The sequence below is a fragment of the Singulisphaera rosea genome (assembly GCF_054877945.1).
Genome location: NZ_JBTYIP020000022.1, coordinates 26137 through 42091 on the forward strand (window position 1 = coordinate 26137; position 15955 = coordinate 42091).

A 15955-nucleotide genomic window follows, 5' to 3' on the forward strand; every position below is an offset into this window, starting at 1 on the left:
GGACGGTCCCGGCTCACTTCCATGATCGACGGTCGAGACACCGAGGCTTCGGGATGCCCGCAACGCGCACGTCTTTCGCCTTGCTCAGCGTCATGCTCGTCTTCAACGCCCGGGATTCCGAGGCCGGATTCAACGCGAAGGAGACGATCGAGATCTCGGTCGACGCCCGGGACGCGCCGAGGCGGCTCCTCCACGCGAAGTTGACGATCCCCGTCTCCCCCGGGCGTCTCGACCTGACCTATCCCCGTTGGATCCCGGGAGAGCACGGGCCCACGGGGCCGATCAACGACGTGGCCGGGCTCGAGCTCAACGCGGGGGGCAAGGCGATCCGCTGGCGTCGGGACGACGTTGATATGTTCCTCATCCACTGCGAGGTCCCCGAGGGTGCCTGGACGCTGGAGCTGTCGCTCGACCTACTGGGGGCCGTCCCGGGAGGAGGGCAGTCGGCCTCCGTCTCGGCTTCTCCCCATCTCGCGGTCCTCAACTGGAACCAAGTCCTGTTCTCTCCGGCCGGCCTCGGGGCGGACGAAGTGCGTTATCGGGCGACGCTCCGGCTGCCGGACGGCTGGAAGTTCGGCACGGCGCTCCCCGTCGAGAAGACCGAGGGAAGCGAGACCGTCTTCCGCCCGACGTCCCTGACCACCCTCGTCGACTCGCCGGTCATCGCCGGGCGCTACTTCCGGAGCCTCGACATCGCCCCCGGCCAGGCCTCGGCCCACCGGATCGAGCTCGCTGCGGACAGCCCGCAGGCCCTGGAGATCACCCCCCAGGCTCGCAAAGGCTATGAGCAGTTGGTCGAAGAAACCCGGGCCCTCTTCGGCTCCAGGCACTACGGCGAATATCACTTCCTCCTGGCCCTGAGCAACCCGCTGGCCCACTTCGGACTCGAGCATCACGAATCGAGCGAGAATCGACTCCCGGAGCGGTCGTTCCTGGACGCGGATCTGCGCAAGACGACCGCCAGCCTCTTGCCTCACGAGATGGTCCACTCCTGGAACGGCAAGCACCGACGGCCGAGCGGGCTGACGACCCCCGACTACCAGCGCCCGATGCTCGGCGAGTTGCTCTGGATCTACGAAGGGCTGACGACCTACCTCGGCCGGATCCTCCCCGCCCGCGCGGGGCTGTGGACGCCCGAGGATTTCCGGGGCCACCTGGCGGTCGTCGCCGCCGACGCCGAGCACCAGGACGGTCGGCGCTGGCGGCCGCTCGCCGACACCGCGACCGGGGCCCAGCAGCTCTACAAGGCCGGCGAGGCCTGGTCGTTCCGGAGGTGGAGCACCGACGCCTCGTTCTACGACGAGGGAGAACTGCTCTGGCTCGAGGTCGACCTCCGCATCCGGGATCTCAGCGGCGGCAAGCGCTCGCTGGATGATTTCTGCCACGCGTTCTTCGGCGGCGAGGGGGGCAAGCCCTCCGTCCGCCCCTATACGCTCGCCGACGTCACCGAGGCCCTCGATGTTGTCGCGCACCACGACTGGCCCGCCTTCTTCGCCGAGCGCGTCGATCGGCCCGGGGGACGCCCTTGGCAACGCGCCTTGGAGGGGTCCGGCTGGCAGCTCACCTACGCCGACCAGCCCACGGCCATGGGCGCCGCGATCGAGAAGACCGGGAAGTGGGGATTCGGAAACGCCGTCGTCAACCTGACCTACAGCCTCGGCCTGCTCCTCAAGGATGATGGCACCATCATCGACGTCGTCCCGGGCCTCTCGGCCGATAAGGCCGGTGCGGCACCGGGCATGAAAGTCATTGCCGTCGACGGTCGGCGTTGGTCCTCGACCGTGGTCCGCGACGCCCTCGCGGCGGTAAAGAGCCGACCCGAGCCGCTCGACCTCCTCATCGAAGATGGAGACTTCTTCAAGCACCTCGCCCTCGACTATCACGGCGGCGAACGCCACCCCCGACTCGAGCGTGATGCGGGGCGCCCCGACCTCCTCTCGAAGATCCTCGCTCCCGCATCCCATCGATCCCCCGACCATTGATCGTCTCCAACTCGCCCGATCGCGCGCGACCCGGCCATTCTCGTCTCATCCCGACCCCGTTCGAATAGTGTGTCGCGACCACACACACGACGGGCGTTCCTCCGGAGACGTGGGCCCTGTGAACGCAGCATTTGGCGAGTCCCCGGGTTTTTCCCCAAAAATCCGAGATTGGCCCTGCCAGCGACCTGCATTGGAGTCTCGAGAGGACTCAACGACATCGATGAAGGGCATTCGTCATGGTTGACCGAAGGCAAGGCTCCATCCTGGGCCAAATCCGCGCCCTGTTCCATGGAGGGGCTGCCGGGGGACTGACGGACGGTCAGCTCCTGGAACGATTCGTGGCGCGTCAGGCGGAGTCAGCCGAAGCCTCGACCGCCGCCGAAGCCGCCTTCTCAGCCCTGGTCGACCGACACGGACCGATGGTCTGGGGGGTCTGCCGCCGGGTCCTCGGCGACGTCCACGAGGCGGAAGACGCCTTCCAGGCCACGTTCCTGCTACTCGTCCACAAGGCAGGCACCATCCGCGTCGACGACTCGCTGGGCCGGTGGCTCTACGGGGTCGCTTGCAAGGTCGCGTCCCGGGCCCGCTCGGACACCGAGCGACGACGGTCGTCGTTCGGCACCGAACCAAGCCTCTCGGCCTCGGACCCGGTCGAGCAATCGGTCCTCGCGGACCTCCGTGCCGTGCTTATCGAAGAATTGGGCCGACTCCCGGCCAAATACCGGGCCCCCGTGGAACTCTGCCACCTCCAGGGTCTGACGCACGATGAAGCCGCCCGGCAGCTCGGATGGCCCGTCGGGACCGTCCGCAGCCGACTCTCGGGAGGCCGCTCGCGCCTCCGCTCACGGCTGACCCGTCGAGGGATCGTCCCGTCCGCGACGTTGCTGGCCTCGGTCCTCGACGGCGAGGCCCGAGCCTCGCTCTCTCACAACCTCGTCCGTTCGACCATCCGGATCGTCATGTCACCCGCGCCCGAACTTGCCGCGTTGATCTCGGCGTCGGTCGCGGCCCTCGTGGAAGGAGTCTCGTCCGCCATGATTTTGACAAAGCTGAAACCTATAGGAGCTGTCGTCCTCGCGGCCGGGCTCGTGGCCGCAACCGCGGGTGTCGTTGCGGGGCAGGGGGCCGTCGAGAAGCAGCCGGCCGAAGCCGCGAAGACTGCGGAGACAGCCCCGACGCCATCGAAATCGGAGCCGAAGCCGTCGGCCTCGCGAGACGAGGACATCCGAAAGGCTCTCGCCGCGGCCAAGAAATCCGCGGAGAGCGTCATAAGCCCCCAAGAGAGGATCTCGCTCCTCGCAAATGTGGCCTCCCGCTTTTCACAGATCAGAGATCGAGCAACCGCGAAGATCACCTATCGGCTGGCTCTCCAGACTCTCCTAGACAACCCACCCGGACCAAACCCTAAAGCCCTCGTTTCTGACAAATACCGAAAAACTGTGACATTTCTTGCCCTGCAGCAAGGGAGTGATGGGTTTCTCGAGGATGCGATCGAGACCACCAATGCGCTCGATTCGAGACATGAAAGGATGGAAGTCATTGGCAAGATTGCCCGCACCGTAGCGAAAAACGGCGATTTCGACGGTGCTCGTCGCATCGTCGGCAAACTGGACGAGGATTTCAGGAAGCCGGCACTCAGCGATATCAGCAATACGCAGGCATTGCGTGTCATGGACTTGGCACGACGCGGAGACCTCACCGATGCTCGCCGCATCGCCGAGAGTTTAGACGGTGCGGCGAAGAGGAAAGTCCTCGTCTATATCGCCTCAGTCCAGGCCGAGAACGACCTCCCTGGGGCGAGGGCCTCGGTCGAGGCGATCGACGATCCGATCACCCGATCACAGGCGTGGCTCGGCATCGCTCGGACGTTGTCAGGTGATTCCCTGATCTACCGTCTGCCTGGTCCGGAGCCATCGAGTCATCAGGGCGACCCCTCGAAAAAATAAAGACACCTGCCGTCGATCTCCATCGCGCTTTCACCTCGCAAACTCTTCACTATAAGGGATCAAAACACATCGAGGAGAGAACCTGGAGGGGACGAATCCCCTCGTCCCTCCTCCCGGCCCCCTTTGTGCCTTCGTGCCTTTGTGGTGAATCTCCAACCCCGTCGACCGGACAGCTCTCCGCCGTCTTCAGCGAGACATCTCCTTGACCCGTCGAAATTTCCCAAAAAGTGAGATTGGGAATCGACCGGGAGGTAGATACTGGGTTGAGCGATCCGAAACGGCTTGATCGAGGCAGGGGGGATGGCATCGATGATGGGCCGATATACGGGGGCCGTCCTTGGGGAGTTGGAGCGGCTCTTCAGTCGGGGGAGCGTCGCCGGGCTGAGCGAGGAGCAACTCCTCGGCCGGTTCGTCGAGGGCCGCGATGACGCCGCCTTCTCCGCCCTGGTGGCGCGGCACGGGCCGATGGTGCTGGGGCTCTGCCGTCGACTGCTCCGCGACGAACACGACGTGGAGGACGCGTTCCAGGCCACCTTCCTGGTCCTCGTCCGACGCGCGGGGGCGATCCGAGACGGCGAGCTCGTGGGGCGTTGGATCCACGGGGTCGCCTACAAGGTCGCCGTCCGGGCGAGGGCCCTCGCCGCCCGGAGGAAGGCCCGCGAGCGGTCCGACTCCGACCTCGAGCCGGCCGCATCCCCATACGGAGACGAGCGGCACGAGATCCGGGCGATCCTCGACGAGGAGCTCTCGAAGCTCCCCGACACGCTCCGGACCCCGCTGATCCTCTGCTACCTCGAAGGGTTGACCCACGACGAGGCGGCGGAGCGGCTGCGATGGCCGGTCGGCACGGTCCGGAGTCGGATGTCGCGCGCCCGCGAATTGCTCCGTCGCCGCCTCTCGCGCCGAGGCCTGGTGGCCAACGGCGCGATCCTGACCGCGACGCTCGTCTCCGAGCCGGTCCCGGCCGCCTTGATCGAGGCGACGGTCCGCTCCGCAGTCGTGTTCTCGGCTCGAAACACATCCTCGGCCGCCCTGGCCTCGGCCTCGGCGACTGTCCTTGCCAAGGGAGTCCTCCACGCCATGACCGTCTCCAAGCTGACCGCCATCGGCTCCGCCGCTCTGGCCTGCGTCCTTGCCCTCGGGGGCGTCCGCACCTTCGCCCAATTCGGAGGCAGCGGAGGAGGCCTCGGCGCCGCCCCCGAAGGGAAACCGGCCAGCGACGACCGAAAGGACACCCTAATCCGCTCGGTCGACAGGATCCAGTCAGAGCTCGCCGAATCGGCCAAACGGAACACCGTCCTCCAGAAAGAGATCAAGAGCCTGCGAAGTGAGCTCGAAGCCTTGCGGAAAAGCACCTCGGCATCCCCCGACGCCTCCACGAAAACCGCCAAAGGTTCGGACACCCGGGCGGTACAAAAGTCGGCAAGCCGGGCCACGGCAGCAGCCGCCTCCGCGAGATCCGGTCGGGGAATGATGGGCGGCGGCATGATGGGCGCCGGCGGCATGATGGGCAGAGGAGGCATGGGCGGCGGAATGGGCATGGGCGGCGGCATGGGTGGCGACATCGGCGGAATGGGCATGATGGGCGGTGGGATGATGGGAGGTGTCGATGACAAGGACCGCGTCCATTACATCCAGTCGAACCAGATCATCGTGGTGACCTCGCCCGAAGGGGATCGAGTCACGGCCTATAGCACCCAGACCGGGAAGGCCACCTCCCTCCGCCTGTTCGATTCCAAGGATGAGGGCCGCAGCGCCATCCCGATCGTCAGCCAAGGGGTGGCGACACTCCAAATCGCCGGGCCGAAGATCGAGAAACTTGCCGCCTTCAGCGTGGTCGACGGCGCCTGGTATGAGCAGGCTCTCCGCGAACCCGTCGAGGAGGCCACCCCTATCGTGATTCAGCAAATGGCCGCCTTCCCGCTCGGTCGCTATATTTACGCCTTCAGCGCAACCGCGAAGCGCTGGGACGTGCTGGCGCTCCCCGAGGACAGCACCGGCACCCCCTCAGTCGGCACCGACACCATCATCGTGGAGAATGACGGGCATCTCTACGTCTTCGGCGTGAACACCGGCAAGTGGGAAGACATCAACACACGTGAAGGCGCCGACGCGACCGATGCGAAGCCCGCCGCGGAGAAGAAGCCGGTTGCCGAGGAGAAGCCCGCCATCGAGAAGGAATGAGTGCCTCATAACGCCGCCCTGTCCAAAGCCGTGTTGGCTCATGTGACGAAGACGGCTCGAATCTTCCTACCGTCGAATCCTTCAGTCATAGACGCCTCCCGGCTGAGTCGGAGCCCACGCTCGACTCGACTCGGAGGCGTTTCTTCGTATCTTCCGAGTCACCTTGCCGACCGGACTCCTCCCAACGCATTCACACTCTTCCCATGCGATATCCTTTAACCCGAGGAGCCAACGTTACCGTCGATAGAGTGGCACTGGCGTGAAAACCTCGAAGGTGATTATGATCATGGCCGACGCGACCCTCTCCACGTCTCGTCGGTCGTCCTCCCGGACGGCCCGACTCGACCGCGTCGTGGGAATCCCGGCGTCCGGAACGTCTCGGTCGTCCGGGCGATGACTGGCGACCGAGCCGACTCGGCTAGAGGCAGGGGAACGACCGGTATGGCAAGCCCGAGTGAGGAGAGCCACAGCCCTTCGGCATCGTCAGGAGCGGCTCCCGCGCCGACGTCGGCGTCCGCCCCCGCCGGGCCACCTAAGCCGTCACATAAGATGCGGTCGCGGCTCGTGATGCTGGTCGTCCTGATTGCGCTCGGCGGCGCGGGGATTTTCTGGTTGATCCCCGCGGTCAAGCTCGCCCTCGAGACGGTCTCCACCGACGACGCCTACATCAACGGGCACGTCACCTTCCTCGCGCCTCGTGTCTCGGGGCAAGTGAGCCGGGTGCTCGTGGACGACAATATGCGGGTGAAGCGCGGGGATATCTTGGTCCAGCTCGACCGCGAGCCTTACGAGGTCACCGTCGCGATCAAGAAGGCCGCCTTGGCGTCGGCCGAGACCGACCTGGTCGCGGCCCAGGCCCAGGCCCGGGGGAACGCCGCGCTGATGCGGGCCAACCGCTTCGCACTCCAGCACGCCATCGAGGACGTGAACACCAAGGTCGCCGACCTCCGCGCGTCCGTGGCAACCCTCAATAGCAAGAAAGCGGACCTCGAGCTCGCGCAGGCCAATCTCCGCCGAGGGAACGAGCTCCTGCCGAGCGGCGGCATCAGCAAGGAAGACCTCGACGTCAGGCGCCAGACCGTCAAGGTCGACGAGGCGGCTATTGAGCAGGCCCAGCAGGCGGTGATCTCGATCCGGGTCGGGCTCGGGCTCCCGTCCCAGGTGCCCCAGGGCCACAACCTCGGCGAGGTCCCCGCCGAGCTCGTCGAGAACTTCTCCTCGGTCCGCCAGGCCCTCGGTCAGTTGCTCCGAAGCGCCGCACAGCTCGGCTATGCCCCGAGCACGTGGGACGCCACGCCGAAACAGGCCATCGATCAATTCTATAAGCAGGATCCCGAGGGGAACCTCGAGCGGATTTACGCCAAGATCATCGAGCAATCTCCCCCGATCAAACAGGCCGAAGCCAAGCTCGTCCAGGCCAGGCGGGACCTCGACCAGGCCGAGCTCGACCTCCGCTACTGCGACGTCGTCAGCGAGATCGACGGCGTGGTCACCCGACGGAACGTGAACCCGGGCAACAACGTCCAGGCAGGACAGGGCCTGATGGCGATCCGCTCCTTGACCGAGATCTGGATCGACGCGAACTTCAAGGAGACCCAGCTCGGCGACCTCCGGATCGGCCAGCGCGTGCGTTGCGAGATCGACATGTACGGGAAGCACCAGGAGTACGAGGGGAGGATCACCGGGTTCACCATGGGGACCGGTCAGACCCTCGCGCTGCTCCCGCCGCAGAACGCGACGGGCAATTACGTGAAGATCGTTCAACGCCTCCCGGTGCGGATCGAGCTTTCGGACTACGACCCGGCCAAGGCCCCTCTGTTCGTCGGCCTCTCGGTCGTGCCCTACGTCTACTATAAAGAGAAGCCCGAAGGCCCGCACGCGGGCGAGTTCCTCCAGCCCTCCCTCTCGCTCCCGAAGGGTCCTCTCGCCCCCACCCCGGGGGCCTCGCGTGAGAGTGCGGTGATCGCCCCCACGAAGTCTCCGCAACCGGTCGCGGAGGCGCCTCGTTGAGGCCCCTGGCCGCGCGATGATCACCGACTTGAACTGATCGACCCCCGGGGAATCCTCGAATGAGTCCGTCTTCCCCCGCAGGCGCGCCCACTCGGCGGGCCGTGAGCCCCTGGCTCGTAGCCGCCGCGGTCGTCGTGCCCACGTTCATGGAGGTGCTCGACACCTCGATCGCCAACGTGGCGTTGCGCTACATCGCCGGAGGGCTCTCGGCGTCGGTCAACGACAGCGAGTGGGTCATCACCAGCTACCTCGCCGCCAACGCCGCGATCCTGCCGATCTCGGGCTGGCTCTCGGCCAGGCTCGGCCGGCGCAATTATTTCCTGATGTCAATCGCGGTGTTCACGCTCGCCTCCGGGCTCTGCGGCATGGCCACGAGCCTCGAGCAGCTCATCCTCTTCCGGATCCTCCAGGGAATCGCCGGCGGCGGCCTCCAACCCTCGAGCCAAGGAGTGCTGATCGACGCCTTCCCCCCCGAGAAGCAAAGCGCCGCGATGACCCTCTTCTCGGTCGCCGCGCTCATCGCTCCGGTCGTCGGCCCGACGCTGGGGGGATACCTCACGGTCTTCTACAACTGGCGATGGATTTTTTATATCAACATCCCCGTTGGGATCCTCGGCCTGATCGCCTGCTACGTCCTGCTCGACGACCCGGAATATCTCAAGAAGGAGCGTGTCGAGCTCCTCCGCAAGCCGCTCAACTTCGACTACATCGGGATGTCCTTGCTGACGCTGGGCGTGGCCTGCTGGGAGATCCTCCTGAGCAAGGGGCAGGAGTGGGACTGGTACAACGACCCGACCTGGCGGTCCCAGACCCTGGCCATCCTCCTGGTCCTCTCCGTGATCTTGCTGTTCCTGCGGGAGATGAACATCCCCAATCCGGTGGTCAACTTCCGCCCTCTCGCCGACCGCAATTTCGCGGCCTGCTGCATCATCATCTGCTCGGCGTACGGGATCCTCTACGCCGCGAGCACGTCGTTGCCGGGACTGCTCCAATCCCTCTTCGGCTACGACGCGTACGTCTCGGGGCTGGTCCTTTCGCCGGCGGGGATCGGCTCGGTCATGATGCTCCTGGTCGCCGGGACGCTCCTCAGCAAGGGGACGGACGCCCGCAAGCTGATCTTCGTGGGCCTGATCATCATGGCGATCGGGAACTACTGGATGGCGCTCTTGAACCTCGGGGTCAGCCCAACCCAGGTGATCTGGCCACGGGTCGTCACGTTCACCGGCATCTCGATGCTCTTCGCGCCACTCAACGTCGCCGCGTTCTTGTACATCCCTCGGGAGATGCGGGGGGCGGCCGTCGGGCTCTTCGCCCTGATCCGCAACGAAGGGGGGAGCATCGGCACCTCGCTCGCGAAGACGGTCCAACAGCGCCGGGAGCAGTTCCACACCGCGAGAGTCGGAGAGTTCCTCGACCCCCTGAACCCAACCTTGAATACATTCTCGGAGCAGACCCAGGCCTCCTTCGTCCAGTATACGGGCGACGTCGCGGCCTCCAAGCAGATGAGCCTGCAAGTCCTCGCGGATCTCCGCCAGCAGCAGGCGGCGTCGCTGGCCTACTTCGACGACTTCTGGATCTTCGCCGTCCTGTCACTGGCGCTCATCCCCCTCGTCTTCCTCATGAAGCGATCGGTCGCCGAAAAGGGAGCTCATATCGGCGCGGAGTAATGGGACCCGACGACGGAGAACCCGCCTTGGGAGCCTTCGCGGGAATTCCTAAGTCGACAAGGCCGATCGTGTCGATAGTCCCGTCTGAGCGGCCTGTTCCCAACTTGACGAGGATAGCGGTTCCTCCGTCAAGGAAGAGAAAGGCCGCCCGGGTGGGACTGTGTCATGGATAGGCGACAGCGACGAAGCCCTGATCGAGCGTGGCATCCGACAACGCACCGGGGCCTCGGCGTCTCGCTGGCATTCGCGGCCTTGGCCCTCCTGGGTGTCAGCGGATGCGGCACGACGAATCTCCGCGACTGGGTCCACAACGGGCTCAAGGTCGGGCCGTCCTACAGCAGGCCGCCGGCGGCCCTCGCCCCCGCCTGGATCGAGGGGGAGGACCCGCACGTCCAGAACGCCCCGCTCCCCTTCGGGGACTGGTGGGCCGTCTTCCAGGACCCGACCCTCAGCAGCCTGGTCCAGACCGCTTACGCCGAGAACCCGACGATCCGGGTCGTCGGGGCCCGGGTCCTCGAAGCCCGCGCGGGGCAGGCCATCTCCGTCGGGAACATGCTCCCGCAATCGCAGCAGATGACCGGCTCGTATTCGCGAGTGAACGTCAATCCGAACATGCCCCTCATCAAGGAGCTGGGGAAACAAATGGCCCCCGGCTCCCTGCCGACCTCGTTCTCGAACTGGTTCAACGGCTTCAACCTGAGCTGGGAGCTCGACCTCTGGGGGCGCCTCCGGCGCGGGATCGAGTCGTCGAACGCGATGCTTGACGCCTCGGTCGAAGACTACGACGCGGTGCTGGTCACCCTCTTCGCCGACGTGGCCACGAACTACGTGCAATACCGCGTCGCCCAGCAGCGGATCAAGATCGCGCAGGACAACGTCCGGATCCAGGAAGGGGTCCTGGCGATTGCCGAGGAGAAATTCCGGGTCGGGACCTCGACCAAGCTCGACGTGGAGCAGGCGAGGACCGTGCTGGAGCAGACCCGTTCGACCATCCCCGCGCAGCAGATCGTGCTCGGCCAGGCGAACGACACGCTCTGCATCCTGCTCGGCTTCCCGCCCCGCGACCTGTCCAACGACCTCGGCCCAGGCCCCGACCTGCGAAGCTCGCCGATCCCGAATACGCCCGCCTATGTCGCGACGGGGATTCCCGCCGACCTCCTCAGGCGCCGTCCCGATGTCCGCAGCGCCGAGCGACAGGTCGCGTCCCAGAGCGCCAAGATCGGCGTCGCCGAGGCCGACCTCTACCCGACCTTCTTCATCAACGGCACGCTCGGTTGGGACGCCGAAAATTTCTCCCAGGCGTTCTCAACCAAGAGCTTCCTCGGCCTCCTCACGCCCGGCTTCCGCTGGAACATCTTGAATTACGGGCGCGTGCTGAACAACATCCGGCTCCAGCAGGCCCTCACCGAGGAGATGATCGCGTCCTACCAGAGCAAGGTCCTCTCCGCGGGCCGCGAGGTCCAGGTCCCGCTACGAGGCTTCCTGAGGTCCCGCGAACAGGCGGACGACCTCGCTCGGAGCGTCGCGGCCGCAGCCGCCGCGACCGACGTCGGCGTGAAGCAGTATCGCACCGGCACGATCGACTTCAACCGCGTCTTCAACCTCGAGACCACCCAGGTCCAGCAGCAGGACCGGCTGGCCACCGCCCAGGGCGACATCGCGCTTTACCTGATCTCAGTCTATCGAGCCCTCGGCGGTGGTTGGGAGGTTCGCCTCCAATCCCAGACCCCGGGCCCCTTGCCACCCGAAGTCGTCGCAGCCTCCGCGGCCCCGGTCGGGCCGCCCCCGAGCCCCAGTGCCTTCGGGTCGGGGGCGAGCCAGCCGGCGAACCTTCCCGGCCCGAGGCCCGGGGACGCTCCCCACCCACTCCCGATCCCCTGAGTCGTCTCCTCGAGGCGCCGAAGCCCCGAGACGCCCTTGAGAGATGGGGACGAACTCTTACCAAGGAAATCCAAGGACCCGATCCATGAAATTTCTGCCTGGAGCAACGTCGGCCGTGCTCGCCCTGGTCGTCGGCGCGACGGCCCTGGGCGGAGAGCCCGGCCACCCGAGCATCCACCGATTCGGGCCGGTCGGCGGCTGGCATCCCGACAACGGCGGGCTCCTCCACTGGTGGAACCCAAACTGCTTCCCCCGCTGGTGCGGCCCCGACGACTATTGCCGAAAACCCCTACCCAACCTGTGTCGCCCGGCATTCCCCGCCTACGGGCCTCCCCCCACGCCGGTCGCTCCCTACACGGCTGAGCTGGCTCCCCCCCGGATCAGCACCCTCGGGTTCCCCGTTCCCATCGCCCGGTAAGCCCTCGTCACCGACTCCGGGATGACCGCCAACGACCGAATGAGACGGGGCCGAGGATCACGGCCCCGCATTCGCCCGATCCCGCTTCAATCCTTCCTACGCTCGCCAATAGGTTGGCTCTCTCAGCAACCTCGGCGTCAATTCCTCGGTCGCTACCCACTCTTCGCAACTCTCCTGGCGGACCTCAGGCCCGCCTGCCTACTACGAACGCGGTTCGCCTTCCCACGGCCCGGAGGCGACGGTCGCTCGCAAATCCCATTCAAAAAAGGGGGAAAGCCCGGTACGCTGGAATCGGGGCAGACTGCGACGCGATGGTGTTGAATGAATCCATGGCTGGAAAACTCATAAACCTCTTGATAAAGTCACCCTATGATTGAACCCAACATTGAAGAGTCCCCCTCGGTTGAAGAAACTCCCTCGATTGACCCCACCGAAATCCCTCGGGCACGGTTCTCTCGCCGAAAGTTACTACTCGGCGCCGGCGCGATGGTCGCGGCCCCGCCCCTGGCGACGGCCTGGGGATATGATCCCGACTGGCTGACCGTGACCCGGCATCGGGTGGACGTGCCCGGCCTCGAGAAGCCGATGACGGCGGTCCAGGTCAGCGACCTGCATGCCGACCGGTTGGGGTCGTGCTCGCAGCTCCTGCGGGATCGGGTCGCCGAGAAGATCCGCGTGCTGGCCCCCGACTGGATCTTCGCGACCGGCGACTTCATCACCTGGCCGGGGGACTCGATCGAGGACGCCGTGGGCTGGACGGCGAACCTGAAGGCGAAGGAGGGGATCTTCGCCGTCATCGGCAACCATGACAACCGCTACGTCATCCCCGTCCTCAAGGCCAAGGGGATCGAGCTCCTCTTCAACGCCTGGACCATGAGGAACGGGATCGCGCTGTCCGGGGTCAGCGACCCGAGCAAAGGGAATTGCTCGCCCGAACAGGCCCTTGGCAAGATCCCTCAGGACCTCGCGACGATCTTCCTCTCACACCAGCCCGACACATTCTGGACCTACGACCGCCCGGTCACCCTCCAGCTCTCGGGCCACACCCACGGCGGCCAGGTGACCTTCTTCGGGATGCTCCCCCTCCCTCGACTGATGCCCCGCTTCAAGCGCGTCGTCGCGAGCACGACCGGCTACGAACCGATGGCCCGTCGGCATTTCCGCGAGACCCAACGCAACGCCTGGTCGGGCTTCTTCCACCGCCCCGACGGCTCGACCCTCTACGTCAATCGCGGCCTCGGGCGATTCAAACGCATCTCGATCTATTGCCCGCCCGAAATCACCGTCTGGGAACTGGTGCCGGCGGAGAAAGAGTCCCCCCGCCGAAACTCCCGCGACGCCTGATCGGGCCCGTCACCGACCCACGCCCCGGACCTCTCTGCCGGGTCGCCGCATGCCACGTCCCACGGACTTGCTCGAACGGTTCCCGCCCTAACACCGGCCCTCCCCGACGACGAATCGCGGCCTGAGCCCAAGTCCGAGCGAATTCATGATGAATCGAGGATACCGGCAGACGGCTTAAACAAAAGTCCATAGCTTACTAGAAATCAGCACTATTAAGAGATTGACGGCGCAGACATCAGATTCCAATCACGCGGAAAGCCGGACTTGCCGCAGTCCGCCATCATGCATGCAAGCCTAAGGGCCGCTTGGCACTCGGTGCAGGGTTGGGTCTCGGGATCGCGAGCCGAGCTTGGTCACAAATCTCGCAACTCGGCGTAGAAGCCTGCGTTGGACGATCGACATGGGGCCCAATAACCACGGATGCCTCAGGCCGATTCTGCAAATCAGCAAGTTCCGCAATCTTTCACGCCGAAGGGGTGATCCGGAAGGGTCGCCCTTGCCGAAGTCCGGGTGAGCCAACCTTCCCACCAGGTTGCCTGGCGACCGCCAGAGACCTTCCCGGCCTCGACATCCCCTGACCGATCCCAGCTAACCCCCCCATTGATTCTCAAAGGGTAAAGCCATGCATGTTCGCACGCGCCGACATGTCGGAGTCGTCACGTTCTTCGCCACAGTCGTCATGTTGGGCACGGGATCAGGTCATGCCCAGCAAGGCTCGCAAGGGCTCGCGGAAGACAAACTGATCCGGATGGTCGAGCTCAAGCTGAAGCCCGAGGCGATCGTCTCGGTGATCCAGAAGCAGGGGCTGGGCTTCACGGTCGATGCGGCGGTCGTCGAGCGGTTGGAGAAGGCCAAGGCCCCCGCGGCGGTCGTCGAGGCCGTCCGCAAGGCGGGCGAGCCGAAGCCGGAGGCGACCGGAGGGCAGGCGATTACCTATCAGGATATCGTCGACCTGCTCGGCGTGGGAGTCAAGTCGACCGAGATCGTCGAGCGGCTCAAGCAGTCGCCGACGACCTTCACGCTGAGCAAGGACCAAACCGACGAGCTCAAGCGTCTCGGCGCGTCGGAGATTCTCCTCACCGCGATGGGCTCGGTGCGCACGTCCGTCGGCACGGCGAGCGAGCTCAACAACCTGGCGATCCTCTTCGACTGCTCCGGCAGTATGAGTGAAATGACCTCATCCGGACGCACCAAGATGGACGCCGCACGACTGGCGGCGATCAACCTCATCAAGGACGTGCCGGAGGGCGTCCGCGTGGCCTTCGTCGTGTACGGCCAGAGCCGCGAGCAGGGATGCAAGGCCACGCAGGTCATCCGGAAGCTCGAGCCCCTCGACGAGAAAGGCCGAGACAGCCTGATCGCGACGATCGGCCAGCTCCAGCCCGTTGGCTCGACCCCGATCTCACTCGCACTCAGGGTCGCCGGCCTGGAGCTGGCCAAGGCCGATGCCCCGAGCGGCCTCGTGCTCATCAGCGACGGCAAGGAGATGTGCGAAGGGGACCCGGCCGCGGAAGCCCTGGCCCTGACCAAGAAGCACAAGCTCGACTTCGGCGTCCAGGTCGTCGGGTTCGGCGTGAAGGCCGACGAGCAGCAGGCGCTCGGCGAGATCGCCCGGGCCGGCAAGGGGCAGTACTACGACGCCCCGACCCCCGAGGCGCTCCATACCGTCGTCGCGGTGCTCGCCAAGCAAATCGAGGAGGCGAAGCCGGCCGCCGCCGCGGTCCAGGTCAAGGTCACGAAGGGCCTCAGGGCAAGCACCGACCCGAAGAAGGCAACGCCGCTCGAGATCGGCTCGATGGGCAGGGCGAGGATCGACTCCAAGTCCCGGACCAACAAGATCCATTACTGGCTGGTCGACCTGCCGAAAGGCGATTACAAGGTCGTGGTGGACCAGTACCGGAGCGACGGCTACAGCTCGAATATCCAGGGGACCGTCAATTGGCTCAACCTCGACGGGGCCCTCATCCAGGAACTCATCGGCTACAACGCCATCGACTACCGCGCCAGGGGTGTCGGCACGATCCACCTCGACGAAGCCCAGAAGGGGATCATCAACATCGAGGCCGGGTCCGGCATGGTCGACTACGACATCGCCGTGTTCGAGGCCTCGACCGAGTTCCCCGTGCCGTTCCTCCGCAACTCGCCGACCGTCACTCCGATCGAGATCGGCCAGACTTACAAGTCGCAGCCCCTCGTCCCGGGGCCTTGGAAGAACGGGACCGCCTACGTCAAGGTCACCCTGCCGGCCGGCGACTACAAGGTCACGAGCGAATTCATCCGGACCGACGGCGCGAACACCAACCTTCAGGGATCGATCTCATTCGCCTCCACCGACGGTGTTTATCTCTCGGAACTCGGCGGCTTCAACGAAATCGCCCCCCGGGCTGCCAAGACCTTTAAACTCATGCTCTCCGAGGAACTGGAGCGGATCATCTACATCTCTCCCTCGCAGGAGATGTCGGCCACGCTGAAGATCGAACCACTCATGGAACAATGAGTGACCCAGTTCGGACGACGTGGGTG

9 protein-coding genes are annotated in these 15955 nt (G+C 65.5%); all 9 read left to right on the plus strand.

Going from position 1 to position 15955, the window contains the following annotated elements; all coding sequences use genetic code 11:
- The first annotated feature begins 53 nt into the window (after positions 1-53).
- The 9 genes from ACYOEI_RS28780 (at position 54) to ACYOEI_RS28820 (ending at position 15929) form a co-directional block, all read left to right on the plus strand.
- Positions 54-1982 carry a M61 family metallopeptidase gene (locus ACYOEI_RS28780; RefSeq protein ID WP_462853106.1) on the plus strand — a complete coding sequence of 643 codons (1929 nt, stop codon included), beginning with the start codon at positions 54-56 and terminating at the stop codon, positions 1980-1982.
- Between the two features lie 236 nt (positions 1983-2218).
- Positions 2219-3928, plus strand: coding sequence for an RNA polymerase sigma factor (locus ACYOEI_RS28785; RefSeq protein ID WP_462853107.1), 1710 nt, complete (start codon positions 2219-2221; stop codon positions 3926-3928).
- Positions 3929-4237: 309 nt separating this feature from the next.
- Positions 4238-6112, plus strand: a complete 1875-nt coding sequence (locus ACYOEI_RS28790) for an RNA polymerase sigma factor (RefSeq protein WP_462853108.1) — start codon at positions 4238-4240, stop codon at positions 6110-6112.
- A gap of 441 nt (positions 6113-6553) precedes the next feature.
- Positions 6554-8122: an efflux RND transporter periplasmic adaptor subunit gene (locus ACYOEI_RS28795; protein ID WP_462853109.1), complete on the plus strand. Its 1569-nt coding sequence runs from the start codon at positions 6554-6556 to the stop codon at positions 8120-8122.
- Positions 8123-8181: 59 nt separating this feature from the next.
- Positions 8182-9789 carry a DHA2 family efflux MFS transporter permease subunit gene (locus ACYOEI_RS28800; protein ID WP_462853110.1) on the plus strand — a complete coding sequence of 536 codons (1608 nt, stop codon included), beginning with the start codon at positions 8182-8184 and terminating at the stop codon, positions 9787-9789.
- A gap of 165 nt (positions 9790-9954) precedes the next feature.
- Positions 9955-11670 (plus strand): efflux transporter outer membrane subunit, encoded by a 1716-nt coding sequence (locus tag ACYOEI_RS28805; protein ID WP_462853111.1) that lies wholly within the window; start codon positions 9955-9957, stop codon positions 11668-11670.
- A gap of 85 nt (positions 11671-11755) precedes the next feature.
- Positions 11756-12088: a hypothetical protein gene (locus ACYOEI_RS28810; protein ID WP_462853112.1), complete on the plus strand. Its 333-nt coding sequence runs from the start codon at positions 11756-11758 to the stop codon at positions 12086-12088.
- A gap of 486 nt (positions 12089-12574) precedes the next feature.
- Positions 12575-13432, plus strand: a complete 858-nt coding sequence (locus tag ACYOEI_RS28815; RefSeq protein ID WP_462853113.1) for a metallophosphoesterase — start codon at positions 12575-12577, stop codon at positions 13430-13432.
- A 622-nt stretch (positions 13433-14054) separates the two neighbouring features.
- Positions 14055-15929 (plus strand): vWA domain-containing protein, encoded by a 1875-nt coding sequence (locus tag ACYOEI_RS28820; RefSeq protein WP_462853114.1) that lies wholly within the window; start codon positions 14055-14057, stop codon positions 15927-15929.
- Positions 15930-15955 lie beyond the last annotated feature (26 nt).

Coding starts and splice junctions, on each gene's coding strand:
- ACYOEI_RS28810 (WP_462853112.1), top strand. CDS start 11,756: ATGAAATTTCTGCCTGGAGCAACGTCGGCCGTGCTCGCCCTGGTCGTC.
- ACYOEI_RS28820 (WP_462853114.1), top strand. CDS start 14,055: ATGCATGTTCGCACGCGCCGACATGTCGGAGTCGTCACGTTCTTCGCC.
- ACYOEI_RS28800 (WP_462853110.1), top strand. CDS start 8,182: ATGAGTCCGTCTTCCCCCGCAGGCGCGCCCACTCGGCGGGCCGTGAGC.
- ACYOEI_RS28785 (WP_462853107.1), top strand. CDS start 2,219: ATGGTTGACCGAAGGCAAGGCTCCATCCTGGGCCAAATCCGCGCCCTG.
- ACYOEI_RS28815 (WP_462853113.1), top strand. CDS start 12,575: ATGGTCGCGGCCCCGCCCCTGGCGACGGCCTGGGGATATGATCCCGAC.
- ACYOEI_RS28805 (WP_462853111.1), top strand. CDS start 9,955: ATGGATAGGCGACAGCGACGAAGCCCTGATCGAGCGTGGCATCCGACA.
- ACYOEI_RS28780 (WP_462853106.1), top strand. CDS start 54: ATGCCCGCAACGCGCACGTCTTTCGCCTTGCTCAGCGTCATGCTCGTC.
- ACYOEI_RS28790 (WP_462853108.1), top strand. CDS start 4,238: ATGATGGGCCGATATACGGGGGCCGTCCTTGGGGAGTTGGAGCGGCTC.
- ACYOEI_RS28795 (WP_462853109.1), top strand. CDS start 6,554: ATGGCAAGCCCGAGTGAGGAGAGCCACAGCCCTTCGGCATCGTCAGGA.